This window comes from Gordonibacter massiliensis (ex Traore et al. 2017), from assembly GCF_019731765.1.
Lineage (GTDB): Bacteria > Actinomycetota > Coriobacteriia > Coriobacteriales > Eggerthellaceae > Gordonibacter > Gordonibacter massiliensis.
Genome location: NZ_JAASIO010000018.1, coordinates 34834 through 56599, shown reverse-complemented (window position 1 = coordinate 56599; position 21766 = coordinate 34834). Strand labels below are relative to the sequence as shown.

Annotated in this window: 17 protein-coding genes; 5 read left to right on the top strand and 12 right to left on the bottom strand. The window is 67.5% G+C overall.

What is annotated here, in order from left to right:
- Nucleotides 1-63 precede the first annotated feature (63 nt).
- From HCH03_RS15420 to HCH03_RS15410, 3 genes are all read right to left on the bottom strand, one after another.
- Nucleotides 64-729 carry a GNAT family N-acetyltransferase gene (locus HCH03_RS15420; protein WP_221690205.1) on the bottom strand — a complete coding sequence of 222 codons (666 nt, stop codon included), beginning with the start codon at nt 727-729 and terminating at the stop codon, nt 64-66.
- Nucleotides 726-1379: a MarR family winged helix-turn-helix transcriptional regulator gene (locus HCH03_RS15415; protein ID WP_221690204.1), complete on the bottom strand. Its 654-nt coding sequence runs from the start codon at nt 1377-1379 to the stop codon at nt 726-728. Before HCH03_RS15415 ends, HCH03_RS15420 begins: the two co-directional genes overlap by 4 nt.
- Before the next feature lie 428 nt (nt 1380-1807).
- The gene (locus HCH03_RS15410; RefSeq protein WP_221690203.1) at nt 1808-3259 is read right to left on the bottom strand and encodes an MFS transporter; all 1452 of its coding nucleotides are present in this window, start codon (nt 3257-3259) and stop codon (nt 1808-1810) included.
- A gap of 224 nt (nt 3260-3483) precedes the next feature.
- Between HCH03_RS15410 and HCH03_RS15405 the strand changes: the two genes are divergently transcribed.
- A complete protein-coding gene (locus HCH03_RS15405) occupies nt 3484-4629 on the top strand; it encodes a GGDEF domain-containing protein (protein WP_221690202.1) in 1146 nt (381 codons plus the stop codon).
- Nucleotides 4630-4870: 241 nt separating this feature from the next.
- Entirely contained in the window at nt 4871-5980 is a 1110-nt protein-coding gene (locus tag HCH03_RS15400; protein ID WP_221690201.1) for a PDDEXK nuclease domain-containing protein, read from the top strand.
- Nucleotides 5981-6088: 108 nt separating this feature from the next.
- Here HCH03_RS15400 and HCH03_RS15395 read toward each other — a convergent pair whose 3' ends face one another.
- Complete coding sequence (locus tag HCH03_RS15395) at nt 6089-6901, bottom strand: SDR family NAD(P)-dependent oxidoreductase (protein WP_221690200.1); 813 nt, start codon at nt 6899-6901, stop codon at nt 6089-6091.
- A gap of 312 nt (nt 6902-7213) precedes the next feature.
- Entirely contained in the window at nt 7214-8002 is a 789-nt protein-coding gene (locus tag HCH03_RS15390; RefSeq protein ID WP_368042465.1) for a rhomboid family intramembrane serine protease, read from the bottom strand.
- A 283-nt stretch (nt 8003-8285) separates the two neighbouring features.
- Here HCH03_RS15390 and HCH03_RS15385 point away from each other — a divergent pair, with 283 nt between their 5' ends.
- Nucleotides 8286-8681, top strand: a complete 396-nt coding sequence (locus HCH03_RS15385; protein WP_080142611.1) for a metallopeptidase family protein — start codon at nt 8286-8288, stop codon at nt 8679-8681.
- Between the two features lie 285 nt (nt 8682-8966).
- On the opposite strand, the gene HCH03_RS15380 is transcribed toward HCH03_RS15385, so the two are convergent.
- The 6 genes from HCH03_RS15380 to HCH03_RS15355 form a co-directional block, all read right to left on the bottom strand.
- The gene (locus HCH03_RS15380; protein ID WP_221690199.1) at nt 8967-9530 is read right to left on the bottom strand and encodes a DUF1062 domain-containing protein; all 564 of its coding nucleotides are present in this window, start codon (nt 9528-9530) and stop codon (nt 8967-8969) included.
- Nucleotides 9531-10116: 586 nt separating this feature from the next.
- Complete coding sequence (locus HCH03_RS15375) at nt 10117-10446, bottom strand: helix-turn-helix domain-containing protein (protein WP_221690198.1); 330 nt, start codon at nt 10444-10446, stop codon at nt 10117-10119.
- 7 nt (nt 10447-10453) lie between these two features.
- Nucleotides 10454-11677, bottom strand: coding sequence for a hypothetical protein (locus tag HCH03_RS15370; protein WP_221690197.1), 1224 nt, complete (start codon nt 11675-11677; stop codon nt 10454-10456).
- Between the two features lie 38 nt (nt 11678-11715).
- The gene (locus HCH03_RS15365) at nt 11716-12333 is read right to left on the bottom strand and encodes a hypothetical protein (protein WP_221690196.1); all 618 of its coding nucleotides are present in this window, start codon (nt 12331-12333) and stop codon (nt 11716-11718) included.
- A gap of 254 nt (nt 12334-12587) precedes the next feature.
- The gene (locus HCH03_RS15360; RefSeq protein WP_221690195.1) at nt 12588-13139 is read right to left on the bottom strand and encodes a hypothetical protein; all 552 of its coding nucleotides are present in this window, start codon (nt 13137-13139) and stop codon (nt 12588-12590) included.
- Entirely contained in the window at nt 13140-18245 is a 5106-nt protein-coding gene (locus HCH03_RS15355; RefSeq protein WP_221690194.1) for an InlB B-repeat-containing protein, read from the bottom strand.
- A gap of 699 nt (nt 18246-18944) precedes the next feature.
- On the opposite strand from HCH03_RS15355, the gene HCH03_RS15350 reads away from it, so the two are divergent.
- On the top strand, nt 18945-19475 hold the full coding sequence (locus tag HCH03_RS15350; protein WP_221690193.1) for a type IV toxin-antitoxin system AbiEi family antitoxin domain-containing protein: 531 nt from the start codon (nt 18945-18947) through the stop codon (nt 19473-19475).
- Nucleotides 19476-19953: 478 nt separating this feature from the next.
- Here HCH03_RS15350 and HCH03_RS15345 read toward each other — a convergent pair whose 3' ends face one another.
- On the bottom strand, nt 19954-20391 hold the full coding sequence (locus tag HCH03_RS15345) for an RrF2 family transcriptional regulator (RefSeq protein WP_221690192.1): 438 nt from the start codon (nt 20389-20391) through the stop codon (nt 19954-19956).
- A gap of 528 nt (nt 20392-20919) precedes the next feature.
- On the opposite strand from HCH03_RS15345, the gene sufC reads away from it, so the two are divergent.
- On the top strand, nt 20920-21765 hold the full coding sequence (gene sufC, locus HCH03_RS15340) for a Fe-S cluster assembly ATPase SufC (protein ID WP_221690191.1): 846 nt from the start codon (nt 20920-20922) through the stop codon (nt 21763-21765).
- The last annotated feature ends 1 nt before the right edge of the window (nt 21766 follow it).

Genomic DNA, 21766 nt, shown 5'->3' with positions numbered 1-21766 from the left:
CGGCGAAGAATGCGGGGCCGCTCCGCCCTGCGCGGAGGGCGGAGCGGCCCGGTCGAAGCCGGGTTAGCAGACCGCTGCGAGAGCAGGGGCGGATTCCCGGCCGTGCGGATCCACCACCAGCCTCAAGCGGTACTTGGCCGACGCCGGCTCGTAGCCCGCGTCCCGGGCCAGACGCTGCATGACGACGTTGCGGCTCTCCAGGTACAGCGTGTCGATGCCCACGAGCGGAGCCATGGCCGTCCAGGCAGACAGCATCTGGCGCATGTATCCGCGGCCCCGATGCTCCGGCGGGGTGTAGCATCCCACCACGGTGGCGGCCCGCTCCGAGCCGCCGGCCGCATCGACGGTCGGAAGCCGGTCGGCCACTTCTAGCCCGGACAAGGACACCGCCTCGCCGTCGCGCTCCACAAGGGCGAAGAACGCGCGCGTGTTCAGGTTGCGCCTTAGATACGCCTCGGTCTCGACGCGAAACCGCCGGCAGTCCTCGCTCAAGAGGGGCAGGCCTTGGTACTCGAGCGACTGGGCGCAACGCAGGTCGCACACAGTGCCCACGTCCTCGGGCCGCGCGAGCCTGAACGTGGCGCCCCCGCCGTCGCGCAGCGGGGAGCCGTCCGGAACGCACGGAGCCGCGTCCACCTCGTCCGGAAGGCGCAACACCAGGCTGAGTGCCAGATCCGTCAGCTCGCGGGTCAAGCCGTCCACCGCGATGGAGGATGCGGCGGCGCTCATCGCGAACCCGCGTCCCGGCAGGCGTCCGTGCGCCCGTCGCATCCGCCGCGGCCGTCTCGCCCGAACCCGCCGAAACCTCCGCAGCGGGCCGCAGCTCCGAAACCGCCGAACGGCGGGAAGCCCTCGCCGTCGCCGAACGGGCCGTCTTCGCCGAAGAACCGCTTGAACGCCTCCTCGTGCTGGCGGCGCATGTCCTCGAAGCCGCCTTCCGCCTGCTCCTCCATCTGAAGCTCTACCTGGGTGATGATGCGATCGAGGTACGCGCCGAACGCCGCCTTCTCCTCGTCGGAGAGGCAGTCGAACACGCCGGCCGCCCTGCCTTCGAACGACGGCTGCTCCACGCTGCGGCCCTTCTCGGTGAGCTTCACCACCATCACGCGCTTGTCCTCCTCGGACTGCTCGCGCACGATGTAACCCTTGGCCTCCAGCTTCGACAGCGCCTCGTTGAGCGACGAGGTGCGGATGCCCAGCACGTTGGACATGTCCTTCGTGCTCACGCCGTCCTTCACCTTCAGCAGGGCCAATATCCTGCCCTGCCCCCGCGTCGTGTCGGCCAGGGGGCCGGCGTTGCGGCCCGCGCCGAAACGCCGCCGCATCAGCAAATGCTGCAGCGTGGCCAGCTTCTCGTACAGTTGCGTGTTCGCGTCCATGTATATGCTCCTTATCATTTTGACAGGTACCGGTTATTTCTTGGTGACCCCATGTTAAACCGGTACCTGTTGAATTGCAAGATATTTCTAACAGGTACCGTTTATTTCTACACACCCCGAACATAGGGCCAGGTCGAAAAGCAGGAAAGGCGACGGATGCCGTCGCCTTTCCTGCAAGCTGAACAGTATGAGAGAACCGCGGCCGCTTCGACCGGCCTGCGGATGCTTTTTCACGCCCCTTTCGCCAACCAGCGGTTGTCGTCGCAGGTGAGTTATTTTTCACGCAATCGAATCCGCCGGCTCGCTTATCCAGTGTGACCCAGTGAGTGACCCAGCGAGTGATCCAGTCGCCGATCAAGTCATCGACCAAGCTACCGATCAAGTCGAGCTCCGTGCGCCCGCCTCGGGCAAAGCCGGGTTCGCCTGTATCAGCGGCCGCTGTGCGGCGGCTCGACCGGCTCGGCCGCCGAACCGTGCCGCTTCCCGTGCGCTCGCAGGGCCTTGGAGTAGAAGAACGCGAGCACCAGGCCGGCCGCCGCGATGCCCACGGCTATCGTCAGCGTGTGCGCGAACGCCGACGCGTACGCCGACGCCTTCGCGAGCCCCGCCGCCGTGTCCCTGAGCACGTCGGCCGAGAGCACGCCTACGAACAGCGACGACCCGATGGCCGAAGCTATCTGGACGGCCGTCGAGTTGATGGAGGCGCCGTGCGGGTACAGGTCGGGCGGCAGCTGGCCGAGCGCCGCGGTCTTGGACGGGGCGACCACGAAGCCCGCGCCCGCGTACACCGCGGCCGAGGACGCAACCACCAAGGCGACCAGCAGGCCCTCCGCCGAGAAGAACGCGCCCGCCTGCCCTATCAGCACCAGCACCAGGCCGCCCGGCACGAGCGGCCATATGCCCCACCGATCGAACACCTTGCCGCCCAAAAACGTGAACGCCGCGTTCACCAGCACGGGGCCCAAGAGCAGCAAGCCGGCGAGGAACGGCGTGTACCCCAGCGCGCCCTCGTAGTACAGCGGAAGCAGGATGCTCATGGAGAAGGACGTGAGCATGCCCACCATAACCAGCACGATGCCCGCCGCGAACCTCGCGTGGCCCAGCGGCCGCAGGTTCAGAAGCGGATCCTTCAAAACGAGCTGCCGCCAGACGAACAGGCCGAGCACCGCCGCGCCGGCGACGAGGGCCGCTATCGACGGAGCCGGATCGTGGGTGACCTCCCCCAGACCGTACATGAGCGCGCCCAGGCCCACCGGGCCGAGCACGACGCTGAGGACGTCGATGGACGAGCGCTTCGCCGCGCGCGCTCCGTGGATCAAAAAGTACCCCGCCGCCAACAGCGCAAGGGACATGACGAGCGGCGTGACGAACAGGGCGCTCCAGCCGAAGCACGTCAAAGCCAAACCCGAGGCGGTGGGGCTCACCGCCAATCCAACGGCTATGACGCCGCTGTTCAGCGCCAGACGGGTCCCCCTGCTCCCACTCGGAGAATTCATCATGATGGCGCTGGTCACCAGCGGGAAGAACAGCCCCGTGCACACCGCCTGCACCAGGCGGCATCCGAACAGCGTCGGGAAATCGGGGGCGAGCAGGGCCAGCCCGCTGCCCAAGGCCATGGCGCCGCACCCCGCGAAGAACACCCGGCGCAAGCCGAAGCGCCGGAGCAGGAAGGCCGACAGCATGATGGACGTGGCCGCCACCACCATGTACCCCACGATCAGCCAGTTCGCCACCGAGAGCGTGACGTCGAAGCGATGCGCCACCTCGGGCAGGGCGGCGTTCATCATGCTCTGCCCGAACGACGCGGTGAACGAGCATCCCAGAAGGGCGGGCAGCAGCGCGCCGGAAGCGCCCTTTGCCGACTTGGCAGCCTTGCCCATCCAACCCCTCCTTCGCATTCCGCACCATCCGAACGCCGCGACAAGGCGTCCAACCCCCTTAGTCTAGCGACGGCGCGACGGGAGTGCCGATGCGCTCCGAAGGCGCAACGATACGGTAATCGAACCGATCGGCATCTGGCACAAAACCCATCGTTCGAGATTCGCAGGCGCGTATAATGGGGCGCGTACGCAATGGGTTGCATCGGCGGTGGATGGGAGGGCTCATGGACGTTCACGTCGGCATCGCCCTCGACGCCCTGTCCGTCGTGTTCATGCTGGTTCTGGTGGGAGGCATGTGGGGCTCCCGCGCCAAAAGCGCGTCGAGCAAGCTCTACTTCTCGCTGGTCGTGGCCGTCATCGTCCTTTTGTGCTCCGATGCCGGGTACATGGCCCTGCTCGGTAGCGAAGAGGCGCGCGGCGCGCTGACGGCCGTGAAGAGCCTCTATTTCGTCGCGAACGCCGCCGTCATCTGGGTCTGGGCGATCTACGTCGATTACACGGTGCTCGGAGACCGCACGCGCTTCAACGCCTTCGGAAAGCTGTGCACCGCCATCTTGGTCGTCAACCTCGGCCTGGTCGCCGCGAACGTCGGCACCGGCTGCATGTTCTCCATCACGGAAGCCGGGGCGTTCGAGGTGAACCCTGCGGGCATGTGGGCGTTCACCGCCCTCAACTACCTCAGCGCCATCGTCATGCTGGTCGCGCTTCTCGTGCACAGCGCCGAGATCAGGCGCGGGGTCCTCGTTCGCTTCGTGCTGTTCCCCATGATCCCCCTCGCGGCCGAATCGGTTCACCTGGCCGACCCGAGCTTGGTGCTGACGTGCTCCTACGCCGTCTCGGCGCTGATGGTGTACCAGATATCCCAAAGCAACCTGGTGTACACCGACGAGCTGACGGGGCTCGGCAACCGAAGGCAGCTGGCCGACCGCCTGAGCCGCTGGTTCCACGACGCGCAGAGCGCCGCCGTGTGCGGGATCATGATCGACCTCGACGGCCTGAAGGGCATCAACGACGCGCACGGGCACGGCGCAGGCGACGAGGCCCTGGTCTTGGTGGGCGACGCGATCCGCGCGAGCGCGCCCAAGGAGTCCGTCGCGGTCCGCTACGGCGGAGACGAGTTCATCGTTGCGTGGAACGCCGACGAAGGGCCCGAGCCCGAGACCGTCGCCGCGAAGCTCGAGTCCGAGAAGGAAGCGGCCAACGAGCGCCCCCGCCCTTGGGGGCCGCTCGACTTCAGCGTGGGGTGCCTGCGAAGCGATGCGGCGACGTGCCCCGACCCCGAGGCGTTCGTCGAGCGGCTCGACGCGCTCATGTACGAGGCGAAGCGCCTCAAGAGGCCCGCAAGCTCCGGCCAAGCCCAGGCGAGCTGAGCGACGGGTCTTCGCGCCCGTACCGTGGCACCCACATCATGCGAGCTATAAATCAATTTACATGCATAGCGCATTTTATAGCTTGATTTACGAACTTTTGTACTATATAATAGAGAAAGCAAGAGCGAAGTGCCGGAAGGCAAGCATGCAAACTAGGAGGCGCTTCGCACATTATCCCGTCTACGGCCCGTGACCCCTCAGCCGCCTCCCGCAACATACCCGAACTAGGTAAGGAGCCGGCATGGCAGAATCGAACGAACCCGAACGATATAACGACGGACGGCACGATAAAGGCTCGTACGGTCTGGTCGATGCCGCATTCTATGCGCAGATCCACGAGATTATGTCGAATGCGCGCGGTCGCGCCTGCTCGGCCGCGAACTTCGCCATGGTGCAAGCCTACTGGCACATCGGCGAAAGCATCGTGGCAAAGCAGAAGGGCCTTGAGCGCGCCGAGTACGGCTCGAAGCTGATCCAGCAGCTATCGAAGCGCATGACCACCGACTTTGGCAAAGGGTTCACTGTTGCAAACCTCAAGAACATGCGGCAATTCTATGTTACGTTTCCAAAAAGCTACGCACTGCGTAGCGAATTGAGCTGGACGCACTACCGAATGCTGATGCGCGTATCGCAAGGTGAGGCGCGCAGCTTCTACCTGAAAGAATGCGCTCAAGGAAACTGGAGCACACGCGAGCTCGAACGACAGATCGAATCCCGCGCTTACGAGCGTCTCATCGGCAAGCCTGCCTTCGCCAGCGATTCAGAAGAAGACTTCGCTCCAAAGCGACCCGAGGACGTCATCCGCGACCCGTACGTACTGGAGTTCCTCAGCCTCAAGCAGGACGAATCGTGGCATGAAAGCAACATCGAGCAGGCGCTTATCGACCACTTGGAAGATTTCATGTTGGAACTCGGCCGAGGGTTCGCCTTCGTCGGTCGCCAGAAGCGCATCACGTTGGACGGCGACCACTTCTACATCGACCTCGTATTCTACAACTACGTCGCACGCTGTTTCGTGCTCATCGACCTCAAAACGGGAAAGCTCACGCACCAAGACATCGGACAGATGCAGATGTACGTGAACTACTACACGCGCGAGCTTATGAACGAAGGCGACAATCCACCGGTTGGCCTGGTCATGTGCGCCGACAAGAAAGATGCCGTGGTGAAGTACACGCTCCCCGAGGGCGAGCGTCAGATATACGTGTCGAAGTGCCTACCCAACCTGCCGTCGGAAGACGAGCTGCGCATCGAGATCAAGCGGCAATACGACGCGCTTGAAAACGCTGCGGGGCACCCGCTCGACGACAAAGAAGCAGACGGAGATCCCGGCAGTTCGCGGGATAGCTGAGCAGAGCAAATCGGGCAGGGCCTTGCCGCGCCGCCGTTTACCATCTGAGCAAACAAAGCCATGGGGACCCGCCGCCTCTCGGAGCCCAAAGCGGCGGCCAGTATCGCCCTACCCCTTCCGTTTCGGCAGCTGCAGCGCGGCGGCGGCGTAGGCCATCCAGCTGCGCGGAACCAGACGCGTGGCGAACACGAGCGCCTTCGGCACGATGCCGGGCACGCAGAGCGTCTTGTTCCAGCGCAGCGCCCGCAAACCGGCTCGCGCGACGCGCGGGGCGCCCATCGCCGCGTGCGCGAGCAGCGTCTGGCCGGCGTCGGCCGCGTTCCAGAACTCGGTGCGCACGGGGCCGGGGCACAGCGCGGTCACGTGCACGCCGGAGAGCCGCAGCTCGGCGTGCAGCCCCTGCGTGAACGTTTGGACGAACGCCTTCGAAGCGTAGTAGGTGGACATGAAGGGACCGGCCATGAAGCCGGCCATGGACGCGACGTTGAGGATGCCGCCCGCACCCCGTTCGACCATGCCGGGAGCGAACGCGCGGCACAGCTCCACCACGGCGGCGACGTTCACCTGCATCAAAGCGCGCTGCCGCGCGGGATCGCTCTCCACGAAGGGCGCGTCGCAACCGAAGCCGGCGTTGTTCGCCAGCACGTCCACCTTAAGCCCCAGCTCGTCCACCGCGGCCTTGACGCGGCCCGCCGCGCCGGGGTTGGAAAGATCCTGCGCCACCACCTGCGTCGCAACGCCGTAGGCGCCCTTCAGCTCCGAAGCCACCGCGCGCAGCCGCTCCTCGCTGCGCGCCACAAGGACCACGTCGCAGCCGTCCGCCGCGAGCAGGCGCGCCAATTCCAACCCGATGCCGCCCGACGCGCCGGTGACGAGCGCCACGCGCCCTCCGTTCGCCTTCACCGCACCCGCGTCAGCCATGGCCGCCTCCTTCGCTCTACTGCCGCCAGCATAGCAAAACGCGCGGGCCGACGCGCGGCGCAATGCGGAAGCGAAACGCAAAGGGAACCATGGCGGAGAAACCGCCGATCCGCCGGCTCTCATGGGCGCGGTAGACGTCCGGCACGCAACGAACTGCTTGATCCCACGGCCAACCTGCCGGTTCGCACGGGCGCGAGGAAGGGCTCGCCGGACGCTCGCCACGCGCGGCGCACGCCCGGCGGGGACCGGTCGCCATTTCAGGCCCCTGCCGGCCAGGATCGACCGACGCGCCCGGCAGGGTGCGCGGCGCGGCTAGAGCGCGAGCAACCCGCGACTGACCAGCAGGTAACCCAGCGCGCAGACCCAAAGCACGGCCACCGCCACCCGCACGGCGTTCGGCACGCGCAGGTTCTTGGAGGGCAGCATGAACATGGCCACCAGCCCGCCCAGCGCGCCGCCCAGATGCCCGCTCACGGATATGCCCGGCACCAGGAAGGTGTACGCCACGTTGACGGCGATGATGCCGAGCATGCCCTTGCTGTACTGCGCGAACATCGAACGGTTGCCCTTGTGCAGAAAGCCCAGCAGGGCGACGGCCACGAACAGGCCGAACACGCTCGTGGAGGCTCCGGCGCTCACGGTGCCCCCGCCGCCCAGGAACACGTCGGCGGCGTAGGACACGGCGTTGCCCGTGATGCCGCCCACGAAATAGAGCGCCAGATAGTTCCCCTTGCCCAGCACGCGCTCGAGCACCTCGCCCACGCTGTAGAGCGCCACCATGTTGAAGCCCAGGTGCATGAGGTCCATATGCAGGAACATGGGCGTGACGAACCGGTACAGGTCGGCCGCCGACTGCACCAGCGGAGCGTACATGGCCCCCATCTCCACGAGCACCCGAGTCGATATGCTCACGCGGAAGCCCGACAGCACGGCCTCGACGGCGAACACGGCGACGTTGAGGGCGATGAGGCAGAGCGTGACCATGCGGAAGCGGTTGCGTTGGAGGAATCCGCGTTGGTTCTGCTTCATCATCCGCTTCAACTGCTCGTCGTCGATCACGGTGCGGGCGGGGTTCGGCGCGCTGCTCTGGTCTTCCGGCACGGCTAGCTCCTTGGGTGCGTGGTTGCTTCGCTTGTTCTAGGGCATCCTACCACGACCGCCGCCGGTTCCATGTTACGGTTGAGGCGGTGTCCGCCCCTCCCCCGACCGGCAAGGGATGCGAAACCACAACCTCTTCACGTGCGTCCCGCCAGAAACGTCGGCGCCCTCTCCGGCGCGGCGAACGCAAACCGCGCGCCTGCGCCACGCTGTCGGGTACAATGCGGCGTGCGGGCGCGAACCGGAGGAGGCCGGCGCCGAGCAACCCGCAGGCAAGGAGGCGCGCATGGGAGCGATGAGCGACAAGGAGTTCGAGGACGCTGTCGAGGAGGCGCTGGAACGCATTCCCGCGCGTTTCCTGGAAGCGCTCGAGAACGTGGCCGTGGTGGTGGAGGACGAGCCGAACGAGTACCACTGGGACGCGTTGGAGGCACCCGACTCGCTCGGCGCGGCAACGTGCGGCGACGAGCTGCTCGGGCTCTACGACGGCGTGAACCTGCTCGAACGGGCCGACGGCTACGACGGGGACCTGCCCGACGTCATCACCGTGTTCAAGGGCCCGCACGAGCGTTGCTTCGGCTCGCGCGAGGAGATCGTCGAGGAGATAGGCAAGACGGTCGTCCACGAGATAGGCCACTACTTCGGCCTCGACGACGACCGCCTGTACGAGCTGGGCTACTAGCGCGGCGGGCGGCGCCTTGCTCGTTTCCCCAGGAAAGCCGCGCTCCCCCTCGCAGGATACGCGCCCTCGACAAGGGGCGCGTTGGAGCCGTATCGACAACTAAACGAAGCGCATGTTTTCGCAATCGCCCCCGTAGGGCAACGGCTCTGCCCTTGCCCTACAAAAAACTTGGCGATGGTTATGACGCGGTCACAACGAAACCGGCGAAACGATGCTTTTTCGTAGCCATTTTTCATGAAGCGGGGGAGCGAGCTTTCGCCCCCTCCCCCGACGCTTCTCAACCGGTCATTCCCGCTGCGGCCGCACGATGACGGCCTGATGCGGCCGGAGCTTGGCCGCGAGCACGTCCGTCCCGTCGACGGTGCTTACACGCCCCGCCTCTGCCAGATGCTCCAGCTCGCTGCGCGAGACGACCAGCTTCTTCCGCAGCACCTCGGCAAGCCGCACACCAGCGAGGGACCCGCCGTCGATCTCGACCCGGCAATCCTCGCCGTCGTCGGGCACGGGGCCCTCGACGGTGAAGGACACCGGGCCCCGACGCGCGCCGTTGCGTTTCAGCAAGCCCGCGTCGAGCGAGCATCGAAGCGCCAGCCGGACGTCGTTGCCCAGGAACCGGTCCAGCTCCTCGCCGTCGACGCTCCCCGGCCGCGCCCGGCTCACCACGGAGCAGTTCCACACCGCGCCGCAGGTCGCGCACCGGTAGATGAGCCAAACGTCCAAGCGTTTCTTCTGGGCGTTCACCCGAAACGCGCCCGTGGACAAGAACGCTGCGTCAGCACCGCATTTCCCACAAGGGCGCAAGGCGGCCGGCGCCTCGGCCGGTGCCACGTGCCATGCTATTGTTTTCATAAGGGGTTTTGCCTTCCTTCGCAATCCGATCACATTCGAAAAGGAAGGTGGGCACAGGCGGAACGACGCTGTTGTTCAGCTTTTTCATAAGGAACCTCTCTGATTGTCTCAACCGGAAAAGCCCGCCGAAAGGCAACCGCGCGTCAGCGCGGCGACAGGCAGGGCAAGATGTGTCGCGTGGTTTACCGGTTGGGAGGAACGGTCATGAGAGAGGTCCTTTCGAGGGAACGGGCCGCTGCGACCCGGGCGCCATCATAGCGGACCAGACGGCAGCACGTCAACCGCGAGCGGAGGGCCTCCGCCCGCGCCCCATGCGCCCCGAACGAGAAACCCTCGACCCTGAGCGAAAAAGAAAGCCGGAGGCGGCTGCCCGCCAAAGCCGCCGCAGACGGGCGCCGCCCATTCCTCCCCTCGGCACAAAAATCACCGATGCCCCCGCTTGCACCTCTCCGCGCGATCCGACGCGAATCGCGCGACCAGGGAAAACAACCGGCAAGGCGCCCGGCGACGAGTCGCGAGGGGCCCCTTCAGCCGGAACGCAAGGGGGACATCGGTGATTTTTGCGCGCGACGCCCCGGACCCGCCGTCAAACCGCCGTCGACACGCACCCGGCCGGGTTGTCATCCTGAGCGGAGGCGGCCAGGCGCGACAGGCGCGCGCGGCCGGCCGGCGTCACGCGGTAGGCGTTCTCGGCCTGGCCGCCGTCGGGGCGGAAGCGGCGCTCCACGGCCAGCAGCCCCTCGGCCTCGAGGGAGGAAAGAGCCCTCCTCGCCTGGCACTTGGAGAGGCCGGCCCCGGCGGCCAGGGCCGCGATCGACGCGCAGGCGCGGGGAGGGCGCCCGCGGGAGCGCGCCGCCAGGTGCGCCAGCAGGGCGTCGTCGTCGGCCCGCACGTCCTCGGCGCGCCTCTTGGCCACGGGCCCGTCACCTCCCCTTCCGCACGACGGCAGGCGGGCGAAGCCGGGAGCCGGCCGCGACGAGCGCGAGGGCCGCAACGGCCAGGGCGGCCGTCGACGCCGCGCCGAGGGGGGCGTCGCCCGTTCGCGTGAGCGGGGCCCCGCCCTGCGAAACGCCCTCGGACGGCACGCCAGGCCGCGGCTCTCCCGGTCCGGCAGGCGTCGAAGGCGGGACAGGCGAGTCCTCGAGCAGCGCGAAAGCGCCCAGCGACCCCGTGCACACCGCCACCGCATCGGCGCCGGCCGAACCCGTCATGAACACGGCCCCTTCCCCGCCTTCGGGCAGCAGCAGCACGTCGGCGGAACCTTCGGATGCGAGCGGCGCGACCGCCCGCACACCCCCGTCGCTCGAACCGGGGAGGGCGGCGAAGCCGAAGGGCGCCGGCCCTGCCGCGGAAGCGCCCGCGATCCCCCGCGCCGCTTCGACCGAGGATCGCGCCGCCGAAGCGGCGCGGGCGCCCCGCACGTCGGGCAGCTCGACGGTCAGAACGCCTCGGAACGCGGAAGATCCCCGCGGGGCCCCTTCGAGGGACACGGTCCAGGCGGCCGCCACGCCGCGTCCGCCCGCCGCCTCCGCGAGGCGCCGGTAAGCGGCGTCGCCCCGGCCGGCGGGCACCACCACGAGCGAGGCGGACTTGTGGATGCTCCCCGAAACCCGCACCCCGGTGGCGGCGTCGGCGACGGAGGCGCGGACGTAGTCGGCCTCCGGGTCGGACGCGCCGTCGTCGCGCACCTCGACGGCCACCGACGCGGACGCCTCGCGCCCCCACCCGTCCACGACGCGCGCCGTGTAGACGTAGGAGCCGGCCGCGTCGATGTCGGCGAGGGGGCAGGTGCCCCCTTCCGAGGAGAACGAGGGGTCGTGCGCCCCTCCGCGCGTGCGCGACCACGAGACGGCAGGCGCGCCGGCGGCGTTGCCCACCGTCACCGAAACCGCATGCGAGGCAACCTCGGAAAGCGCGCACGACACATCCGGCGAGGGCGTCGCCGTCAAGGCGGCGGCCTCCACGCTCACCGCCGTGGAGGCCTCGAGAGAATCGGAGGCGAGGGCGGGCGCGGCGGGCGCGGCGAGGGAAACCGCCAGCGCCGCCGCCAAAGCCGCGCGGCCGACCGCCGGGAAGGGCCCCGGCGCCCCGCCGCCGGTTCGGGCGGGCGCGGCCGACCCCGCCATCCCGCGCGTCCATGTTGCCATCCTCACGTTGCCTCCCGCCTCCGTGTCCGAACCCGCCGCTACGCTTGCGTCGCGGCGATCGTGTAGTGGAGCGTGGCGGCCAGCTCGCCGTCGTCGCCCGTCTGCTTCGAAAGCGGCGAGGTCTTGCCGGACACGGCGATCGTCTTGCTCGTGGTGGCGGCAATCTCCCAGTTGGGATGCGTCGCCGAGGCCGTTTTCTCCACTTCGAGCAGCGTCCCCGAGGCGGGCGTCAGGCCCAGGTGGATCACGCCCGTCTTGCCGCTGGGCGCCGAGTTCAGCGACGTGTCGGCGCTGCTGTCGGCATACGTCCAGTTGGTCCCCGCCTCCGCCGTCACGTCGGTGACGAAGATGCTGAGCGAGGAGGTATTCTTGATCGCGTAAGTCGTGGGCACTTGACCGGCGGCCAACTCGCCGCCGGCGGGCTTGGCGACGATCTTCATGTTCAGCGGCACCTCGGCCGAGAGCTGCGTGGCGTCGGTGGCCACCTTCACGGCAGTGCTCTGCTCGTTGTCCACGAACGCCGTACCGTTCGAGTCGACGGTCGGCGAAGGCGCCGTGGTCGCGGCGAACGCCGCGGGGGCGAGGGCCAGCGCGAGGGCCCCGGACAGGGCGAGGGCGCAGGCGGTTTTCAGGGTGGTTCTCTTCGTTGTGCTCATGGTTGTTCCTCTCTCGTTTTTCCACTTCGTTGCAATCGGTTGCCGCCGTTTCCGCCGTCCCGAGCGGAGCGGCCGCGGGAGGCGTGGCCGGAGGATCCCGCGCGACTTCCTGCTGTCGCCACACGGGATCCTTCGACTCCGCGCCTGGCGGCGCTCCGCTCAGGATGACAACCTGAGGCGACGCGCTCCGCTCGGGATGACAAGCTTCCCCTACCCTGGCGACCACCTCCCGGGGCAGAGGGCGCGCACGGCGCTCATGACGCACTCCCCACCGAAAGCACGATGCGGGCGGCCGCCGAGCCCACTTCCTCGTGGGTCTGCCGGTCGTACGCGCGGAACGTCGCGGTTGCGTCGTGCATGCCGGGCGCGAGGGCGCGGGAGAGTTCGATCTCGGGGATGTAGTCGCCCGGCGCGATGCCGCCCGACTCGTACACCGTCTCGCCCGTGTCGTCCAGCGCGATGGACACCTTCATGTCGTAGCGGTTGCCGGGCACGTTCTCGATGTTGGCGACGCCGGGGGACCCGGGGGACGCGAAGTCGACCGTCGAGGCGATGGATATGTTGAACATGCCCTCCTCCACCACCCGGTTGAGCTCGGCCTGGATCTCCTCGGGCGTCTTGGTGGGCGCCTGCCCGGCGCGAGCGGCCGCGTCGTAGAACGAGGAGGCGCCTCCGGAGAAGAGCCAGAGACCCGCACCCGCGCCCAAGAGCGCGACGGCGACGGCCGCGACGACGGCGATGCGCATCCGGCGCCGTTTGGCGGCGGCCATCCGCGCGCCGAGGACGGTGTTGTCGGAAGCCCCCATCTAAACCCCCTCCCCCGAGGCCGCGGCCTCGTCGTCGAACGCCAGCTTGTAGGTGAGCGTGGCGAAGGGCCGCTCGCTGGACGAGTACGTCATGGTGCCGCCCGGATAGGCCAGCGAGAGCGAGAGCGGCAGGCGGACCGGCGCTCCTCCCGCAGAGGCGGCCAGCTTGAACGCGCCCGCTGCGGGCGACGTGCCCACCGCGCCGGTGTCGGCGCCCACCGCGAGACCGTTCACGGTGGCTTGCATCTTGGCGGCCTCCGTGAAGATGCCGCCCGCGCCCTCCGCGAGCCCGAAGGCCACCGACTCCACCTTGAGCGGGTAGGGCGTGGTGCTGGAGATGAAGTAGCCGCCTGCGTCCGGGTTGTCGGGGTCGAGGGCGCTCGGGCACCTGAAGCTGCCGTTGGCGTCCACCACCACCGTGGCGTTGACGGGCACGGCGGCGCTGATGGCCGGCCGCGCCCACACGGCGTAGAGGGTGACGGTCGCGCCGTCGACGGTCGTGAGGTTCGACACCTCCTCCCCCTTGCCCGCATAGACCACCGCGCCGCCCCGCTCGGTAGCCCAGCCTGCGAAGACGTAGTTCGCGCGCTTGAACCCGCAGGCGGAAAGCCCCTGCGCCACCCCGTAGACGAACGGCTGATCGTCCATCGTCCCCGTCACCGCAGGCACGGCTCCCGCCTCCACGCCGGGGTCGAAGCGCACCGCGTACTCGGCAGCCGACCACCCGGCATACACGCCGACGTCCGCCGTGACGGCCGCGCCCGCGTCCCACAAATCGCCAAAGGTTGCTCCCCCGTCGGTGCTGGTGTACCAGCCGTCGAGCTTGAACTTGTCCCTAGAGAGAGCAGGCACGTAGCCGGTCGCAGGGGCGCCCACGGGCACGCGCACCGTCTTCGGTTCGGTCGAGCCGCCCTCCCACGAGCCGCCGTTCGGGTGGAACGTCACCAGATGGTTCCTCACGCCGACGGTCGCAGCCGTCGGCTTGCTGGCGAAAGCGGTGCCGGTGGCCTGGGCGCGCACCGTGTACCCTCCGGGTGCAAGGCCGTCCACGATGTTGTAAGACACCCACACTCCCGCGCCGTCCAAGAGCGCCAACGGCGATGCGGAGAAGATGGAGCCGTCGGTGGATGCCGAATCGGTGGCGCCGGTCACGGTGAGCGCAGGGGCGTCCGGGCGGACGGGAACCGGCACCTCCGTCCATTCAGAGGCCGGCACGAACCCCTCGGCGCCGCTCGCGCCCTCCTTCGCCTTGCAGCGTACCCAAATCTTACGGCCATCTGCAGCGTCGGAAGCGTCGAGCACGGCTGTGAGCGAGCCCCTCCCGTCCGAAACGAGCGCCGTGGATTCGTCGTCCTTGTCGGAACGCGCCTCGTAGGCCGAGCCGAACAAGGCCGCCTCTGCGACGAAGTTCATCGACACCACGTCCGCGTCCGGCGCAGCGTAGGCGGTGAATCGGCTCAGGGACACAGGGCTTGACGCGTTGTGGTTGTCGTCGGCTTGCGTGCGGGCGTAGAACGTGTAGGACGTGGCCGGCTTGAGACCCGTGAACTCAACCGAGGCGGCTGCGCCCGCGTCGGCCGTGCCCACGATCACGTTGCCGAACGCCTCGGAGGTGCTGAACTCGATGGAGAGGCCGTGCAGGTCGCCCGATACGGCCGACAGCGCAGCCGTCGTGGCGGTGGCGCCGACAAACGCCAAGTCCTTCGGAGGGTCCGGGTCGGCTTTCCCCACCACCAGGGACACGGTGGACAGGGCCGCAAGGTACACGGTCTCGTCGCCGCTCTTGGTGCCGTCGGTATAGGGGATCGACACGGAGGCGCGATACGTGCCAGCGGGAAGAGAATCCGCCGCCTTGATGGTCCATGAAAGATCGGAGACGGTGCCGGCGGAGGCGCCGTCGTCGGTTCCGGCCACGGTGCCGCCAGAGCCTTCGACGACGAAAGCCGGGGACGGGTCCGTGTAGGCGACGGGATGGTCGAGCATGGTCACGACGACCTTCTTCTCCGCCGTGGCATCGTCGGTACCCTTCACCTCCGCGCTGGTTTTGCCTGAGTTAGAGAGCCTGAGCGTCGCGGAGGGAGCGGAGGAGTAACCGAATTTCACGTTATCGGGAAACGCGCCGGAAACGACCGCCTCCAGCTGGGCCTCGGAGGCGGCACGAAGGAGCGTCTCCGAGGCGAAGGCCCCGCTCGTATTGCTCGCAGCCTTGCGCACCTCGTAGGTCTTGCCCTTGACCAGGTCAGAAACGTCCGAGCACGTTTTGAACCCGTCGGATGTTCCGTACTCGCGATACTCGCTCGCACCGACTTCGTCATCGGCGCCGGTGAACCGATACGTGGTGCCCCCTTCTTCGAGCAGCACGCCCACATTGGGAACGGCGGGGCGAGCGGGGACGGTGGCATCGGCCACCGCCGAGGCGAACGCGCTGGACGCGGCGTCGGCGCCCTCCACGGCGGCCAGGCGCAGTTGGAAGACTTTAGCCGACCCGGTCCAGCCGAGCGCGGACAGAGCCAGCCCGGCATCCTTGGAGGCATCCGCCCACGCAGCCTTGTCCGACGTACGCGCCTCGACGGCCGCCTCGGTGCGGGGAATCAGCTTCTCGTTCTCGTAATCGAACGTGTACCAGGCGGAGGGGTCGTCGGGCGCGGCGGGGCGAGCGGGGACGGCGAACGCGGACTCCACGTGCACGGCCGGCTCGAAGTCGGCGTGCAGGCGATAGGTTATCTCGGCGCCTGCGCCGCCCGCTTTCATCGCGTCGAGGGCACCCGTCAGCACGAGTGCCGAGCCGCCGGTGCCCCGCACCCAGGGGGAGGCGCTGCCGTCCGGGCCGCCGAAGTACCACGCATTCGTTTCGACGTCGTGCATGCGGAACTCCACCGTGGTGGGAACGGTGTCGTCCTTGCCCACCGTCTCCTTGACGTAGTTCAGGACGGGTTCGGGCGCCGCCGGATAGGAGCGCACGCCGCGCGCCGGCACGGCGCCCTCGCCATCCCCGATGGACACCACCTGGTAGGTGCCGTCCGCTTCGACGGCGAAGTCGCGCTCCTCGCCCTTGGCGAGCGTCTGCCAGACGTCGGACGCCTGCGGGCCGGCGGCCACGTCGTACACCAGGTAGCGCTGGGACCCCTGGCCCTCGTTTTTCACCGTGACGGTGCCGGGGGCGTCCTTGGTGCGCGACACGCCCGCCGGCGTCACGTCCGCGAACGCGGCGGACGGCGTGGCGACGACGACGGCCGCGCCGGCGGCCACCTGGTCGGCGAAACCCACCTCGGAGTAGCCCTTGGGACGGGCCACCACGGCGTAGTGCCTGGGGGCGTCCGCAGTGCTGAGCCCCAGTCCCGGAAACGTCAGGGAACCTTGGTCGGTGGACACCCAACCGCCGTCCACCGCGCCGGGCATGCCCGCAGACGCGACCACGGCAGGATCGGGGTTTCCAGATTCGTCCGTTCCCAGCAGCGCGTACTCCACGTTCGCGTTCGCGGGGCTCACCGTGACGGAGGCGGTGGCACCGCCCTCCTCCAGAGAGGCCGTGACCTGCACGCCGTCGGAGCCGTCCGCCACCGCCTTGACGGTAATGGACTTGTAGTAGCCGTCGTCGAGCACGAAGCCCGGAGTAAGGTTCGATTTGGTGACGGCGTTCGCCGCGTTGACGGGAACGCCCACCACGCGGTAGGTCTTGCCGGGAACGAGGCCGCCGAACACGAGCGTTTCGCCCGCACCGGGCAGGTACCAGCCCGACGTCCCCTCTTTATCCCATTCATCGACGGCGACGCCGTCGAGCTCGACGGTCGGGGCGACCGCCATCGTGGTGGAGCCGCGCTCCTCCACGATGCCGTAGACGTACCCGTCTTGGACGTTGTTCACCAGCAGCCGTCCGTCGCCTTCGTAGTCGACCGACGTGGAAACGTCGATGCCGCTGCCGGCTTTGAACTCCACGTTGTCCAGCAGGTTGCCGTACCCGTTGCTCCCCGAGGATATGTTCGCAAAGGCGAACACGGTGGAGCCCTGCCCCTCGGGCACCGTGTACGTGCCCGCATAATGCCCCCAACTGGCATTGGCGACGCGCGGGTCGCTCGTCATGCTGACGTAGTAGTTGCGCGTTGAACCCGTGGGAAGCACGTAGGGGACAACGTACTCGCCAGAAGAGGGAAGCGTGCCGCCCACCTGGACTTTCAAGGCATTGACGATTGCGTTGAACAGGCTTTTCTCCTCCGTCCGGGTGGCGTTCGTGCCATACGGATACGTGACGAAGTCGGATCCCCCTTTAATGACGTTGGCGGTTACAAGGCTCTCCGTCTCCTCTTGGGTGAGAGCCGGCCCGATGACCACCGCCATCACGTCGTTTCCCGACGAGCCGCCTTCCCTTCCGTGGTGGTCCAGCTTCCATGAGTATATCTTCCCCGGTTGCGTGGCTACCTCTTGGAACAGGCACGACACGTCGGTCGATGCAAGCTCGGCGACGAGCGAGCTGCCGGGCAGGTTGGGTACTTTGTAGGTAGCGTTGGCGTTCGCTACTTCAATTATTCTTTTGCCTTGATAATTGGGGTCCATGGACGTTATGGTCGTGTGCCACCCAGGCAGATTCTCGTAATATATTGTACTATTACCTGCCACTGTTGCTTTTGTCGTGCATTCGAAGCCGCCGTTTTGCAGCTCGAGCCAGAACGGACGCGAGCCCGCCGTGCTCGTGGGCACCGGATCCTTCGCGGTCGTCTGATCTTCGTCATGCACCGTCCAGTCCTGCACCGAGACGACCGCCGCGTCGCTGCGAGCCGTCGAGCCGGCGACCGTCGCGTCGGTGACTTCCGCGTAGTAGTAGGTCGTGCCCGGCACATCGGACGTTTTCGTGTCGAGGATGGACGAGGTCTGGCCGTCGATCGGCGTCCCGGCGCCCGTTGCGGTATCGCTTCGATACCATTGGTAGGTGAGCAGGTGGTTGTCCGGCGAGTACGCCTGCACGTACAGGCGCAGCGGCGCGTCCTTGGCGAAGGTGCCGCCCACGGGCGGATGGGTTATGGTGAACGTTGAACCAGCCGCGCCCTCCGCGTAGGCAGACGCGCTCGGGATGACGGGCACGAGGCCCGCGACAAGAGCAACAACAAGCAAGATAGAAAGAGCGCGCCGAGCAAGCGGCGCGGGCCTTACGGAAGCTGCGCTTCCGCGAACCCTTCTACTTGAAAGCCCCCCCCCCCGGCGAGATTTTCGATGCCGGAGGCTATGCGGACAGGCGCTTCGCGCAGCCTCGGCGCCGGGCTCGCGGAGGGCGCATGCACGCTGGCTGGGTTGTTGTGCTGCATGGGTGCATCCCCTTGGTTACGTGACTTCGACGGCCCCATTATGACACAGCTCCCGCGTAAATCAAGAGTTGAACATGCCCGAAACGCCGCTTTCCGTCGTAATCACCTCGGCAAACGGAACGAACGGCGGCCCATCCGCCCGGGCGGGGCCCCGCGCCGCTCGCGGCCGCGCACGCGCTCGAGGCCCCTCGGTACAAAAATCACCGACGCCCCCATTTGCCCGCAGCCCGGGACACGCGAGCTGGGAAAACGTCCGCCGAAGGTCGCCAACGGCCCGCCGCAAGGGCCCTTTCGACCCGAAACGCGGGGGACATCGGTGATTTTTGCACCAGGCACCCCCATCCAGGTGAAAAGCGAAACCCCGTCGCACGCGTCGTGCAAACAAGCTGCATTGCACCTAGCATCTTGCTGCGGCAAAAGAATTTGCCACGGCATAACTAGTTTGCATCCGTAGTGGCTGCGGAAAATAATCATGTCAAAACCCTAGCAAATATGATAGGGTTTTGACATGACAAAGTTTGATGACATATACGATGTGGCAATGGACAACTATGGGTTGATAACCGCTTCCGAGGCTCGCGACATGGGCGTTGGAGACGAGGAGCTTGCCAGGTATTCCAAAAGAGGCTGGCTTGAGCGCCGAGGCCATGGGGTCTACCGGCTCGCGCGGTACGTCCCGCACAGGTTGGACCCCTATGCCGAGGCTGTCGCCCTCGTCGGCCCAGGGTCGGCCGTGTGGGGCGAATCGGTGCTCGCGATGGGCGAGCTTGCGTCGGTGAACCCCGGAAAGGTGACCGTCGCGACCCCCAAGCGCGTCAGGAGGATGCTGCCGGAGTGGATCGAGGTGATCCGGTTGACGAAGGGTGCGCGCATCGGGTGGTTCGAGGGTATTCCCAGCCAGCCGGTCGCCGACGCCCTCCGCGCCTGCAAGGGAACGGTAATGAGGGAAAGGCTCGCTCAGGCGGTTGCCGACGCGCAGGGAGCCGGCTTCGTCGGCGCGTCCGAAGCGAAAAAGCTAGTAGAGGAGCTGAACCTATGAGCAAGGCGAGGCCCAATAAGCTCGAGCACAACCGGAAGCCTTGGCTCACAGTTGAGCTTGAAGTGGGTCATAACTCGTTTCGTGCGTAATTTCGCACGTCATTCTGTGTACGAACTTACAAGATTCATTTGGTGCAAAATCCTTAATGCAAAAGGTGTATTTTCCTAAACGGTTTAGGTGTATTTTGCCGAATATCCAGATCAAAGGCGGCCGCGAACCTTGTCCGGCTGCGCGACAAGGTGCTCAAGAACGCGGCGGCGCGCAAGCAGAATACCCCTCCCGCGCGAGCGGAGCCGTGACGAAAGTCGCCGGAACGCCCTTTGTAGGGGCGGGGCTTGCCCCGTCCCCTCAACAGGGAGCGTTTTGCAGGTCGAGCGGGCGGGCAGCAGCCCGCCCCTACGGGACGACCGTCGGGCAAGCCCCGCCCCTTCAACAAGGCACGTCGTCACAGGTCGGGCGGGCGGGCAGCAGCCCGCCCCTACGAAGGGCGCTCCGCGGGCAGGGGCGCCGGCCCGCCTGCCAGGTCGGCCAGGGTCACGCCGTCCACGTAGCGCTCGATGACGTCGTCGAGGCCCGCCCAGAAACGCACCGTGGTGCACGCGTCGGAGCGCGGGCATGTCGAGCCTTCCTCGAGGCTCTTGCATGCCACCGGCGCCGTCGTGCCCTCCACGGCGCGCAGCACGTCGCCCGCGCGCACCGCGTCGGGGTCCTGCGCAAGGGCGTAGCCGCCACCCTTGCCGCGCACGCTGCGCAGCAGGCCGGACTGCATGAGGGGGCGCGCCAGCTGCTCCAGGTACTTCATCGAGATGTCCTCGAGCTCCGCCACCTCGCGCAGGGGCACCTTCCCTCCCGGCCCCGCCTGCGCGATGCGCACCATCAGGCGCAACGCGTAGCGTCCTTTCGTCGATACCAGCATCCAAGCCATCCTTTCGTCCGCCGGCCCGCCAAAGCTCGGCGTTCTCGATCTCGTTGCAGGCGGGACGCAGCCGGACGCCCCGCCGCGTCTTCGACGCAGCCTCGTCCGGCGCCCCGTCACGCTCTCAGCGCCGCACCCGCCGACTCACCGCACCGCGACGCCCCATCGACGACGTTGCGTTCGCGTTCGCGCTGTCGCAGGAACGCAACAAGGACCCGCTCCCTATCGAGCACGCGCCTCGATGCGTCCTCGGCGCCGTCAACACCCGGCGCCTCGTGCGACCGACTCGGCCGCGCAACGCTCCGCAACGTCCTCGATGCGGTTACCTGCTCTCAACAACGCCTCGTCCCGCCGCGCGTCGCGGCCGGTCCGGCGCTACGCTGGGGGCGACCGCGCGGCGTCCTTCCGACCGCCGGCGCCGCGTTTGCGGTATATTCTAGTGAAATAGTAGGATTAAGTCTTGACTTTTATCCCACACAATCTATTTTAATCATAGCAAAACTATATGATTATCGAAAGGCATGCGACATGGCAGACGAGAACACCATCAACCAAGCGCCCGGAACGGGCGCCCAGCCCCTCCTTTCCGTTCAGAACCTCACCGCCTCGGCCGACGGCACCACCATCTTGCGCGGCGTCGACCTCGCCGTGGGCGCGGGCGAGACGCACGTGGTCATGGGGCCGAACGGCGCCGGCAAGTCCACCCTCGGCCACGTGGTCATGGGCGACGCCGTCTACGACGTGGAGGAAGGCTCCGTCGTGTTCGACGGCCGGGACGTGACCGACCTCTCCCCCGACAAGCGCTCGCGCGCGGGGCTGTTCCTGAGCTTCCAGGCCCCGATGGAGATACCCGGCGTGCCGGTGTCCAGCTTCCTGCGCGCGGCCGCCGCGGGACGCGCCGGCGTGGGCGAGCTGAAGGGCAAGCAGTTCCGCAAACGCGTGCGCGAGCTGGCCGACGAGCTGGACATGGACCCGGCCTACCTCGACCGCGAGCTGGGCGTGGGCTTCTCCGGCGGCGAGAAGAAGAAGCTCGAGATGCTGCAGCTTCTGCTGCTGGAGCCGAAGCTGGCCATCCTGGACGAGACGGACTCGGGCCTGGACGTGGACGCGCTCGGCGTGGTGTCGCGCGGCATCGACGCCTACCGCCGCGCGGCGGACGGCGCGCTCGTCATCATCACGCACAACACCCGCATCCTGGAGCATCTGCACGTCGACCGCGTGCACGTGATGGTGCGCGGGCGCATGGTGGCCGAGGGCGACGCGTCGCTCGTCGCGCGCATCGACGAGCACGGCTTCGAGCAGTTCGAGCAGGCCGCGCCCGACGCGGCCCCCGGCGAGCGGGCCGAGGAAACGCCCGTCGCCGCAGCCTGCTAGG

Excerpts from the sequence above, each read along its gene's own strand:
- HCH03_RS15420 (WP_221690205.1), bottom strand. The coding sequence starts at position 729 with ATGAGCGCCGCCGCATCCTCCATCGCGGTGGACGGCTTGACCCGCGAG.
- HCH03_RS15415 (WP_221690204.1), bottom strand. The coding sequence starts at position 1,379 with ATGGACGCGAACACGCAACTGTACGAGAAGCTGGCCACGCTGCAGCAT.
- HCH03_RS15400 (WP_221690201.1), top strand. The coding sequence starts at position 4,871 with ATGGCAGAATCGAACGAACCCGAACGATATAACGACGGACGGCACGAT.
- HCH03_RS15395 (WP_221690200.1), bottom strand. The coding sequence starts at position 6,901 with ATGGCTGACGCGGGTGCGGTGAAGGCGAACGGAGGGCGCGTGGCGCTC.
- HCH03_RS15360 (WP_221690195.1), bottom strand. The coding sequence starts at position 13,139 with ATGGGGGCTTCCGACAACACCGTCCTCGGCGCGCGGATGGCCGCCGCC.
- HCH03_RS15385 (WP_080142611.1), top strand. The coding sequence starts at position 8,286 with ATGGGAGCGATGAGCGACAAGGAGTTCGAGGACGCTGTCGAGGAGGCG.
- HCH03_RS15345 (WP_221690192.1), bottom strand. The coding sequence starts at position 20,391 with ATGCTGGTATCGACGAAAGGACGCTACGCGTTGCGCCTGATGGTGCGC.
- HCH03_RS15365 (WP_221690196.1), bottom strand. The coding sequence starts at position 12,333 with ATGAGCACAACGAAGAGAACCACCCTGAAAACCGCCTGCGCCCTCGCC.
- HCH03_RS15350 (WP_221690193.1), top strand. The coding sequence starts at position 18,945 with ATGACAAAGTTTGATGACATATACGATGTGGCAATGGACAACTATGGG.
- HCH03_RS15380 (WP_221690199.1), bottom strand. The coding sequence starts at position 9,530 with ATGAAAACAATAGCATGGCACGTGGCACCGGCCGAGGCGCCGGCCGCC.
- HCH03_RS15410 (WP_221690203.1), bottom strand. The coding sequence starts at position 3,259 with ATGGGCAAGGCTGCCAAGTCGGCAAAGGGCGCTTCCGGCGCGCTGCTG.
- sufC (WP_221690191.1), top strand. The coding sequence starts at position 20,920 with ATGGCAGACGAGAACACCATCAACCAAGCGCCCGGAACGGGCGCCCAG.
- HCH03_RS15370 (WP_221690197.1), bottom strand. The coding sequence starts at position 11,677 with ATGGCAACATGGACGCGCGGGATGGCGGGGTCGGCCGCGCCCGCCCGA.
- HCH03_RS15405 (WP_221690202.1), top strand. The coding sequence starts at position 3,484 with ATGGACGTTCACGTCGGCATCGCCCTCGACGCCCTGTCCGTCGTGTTC.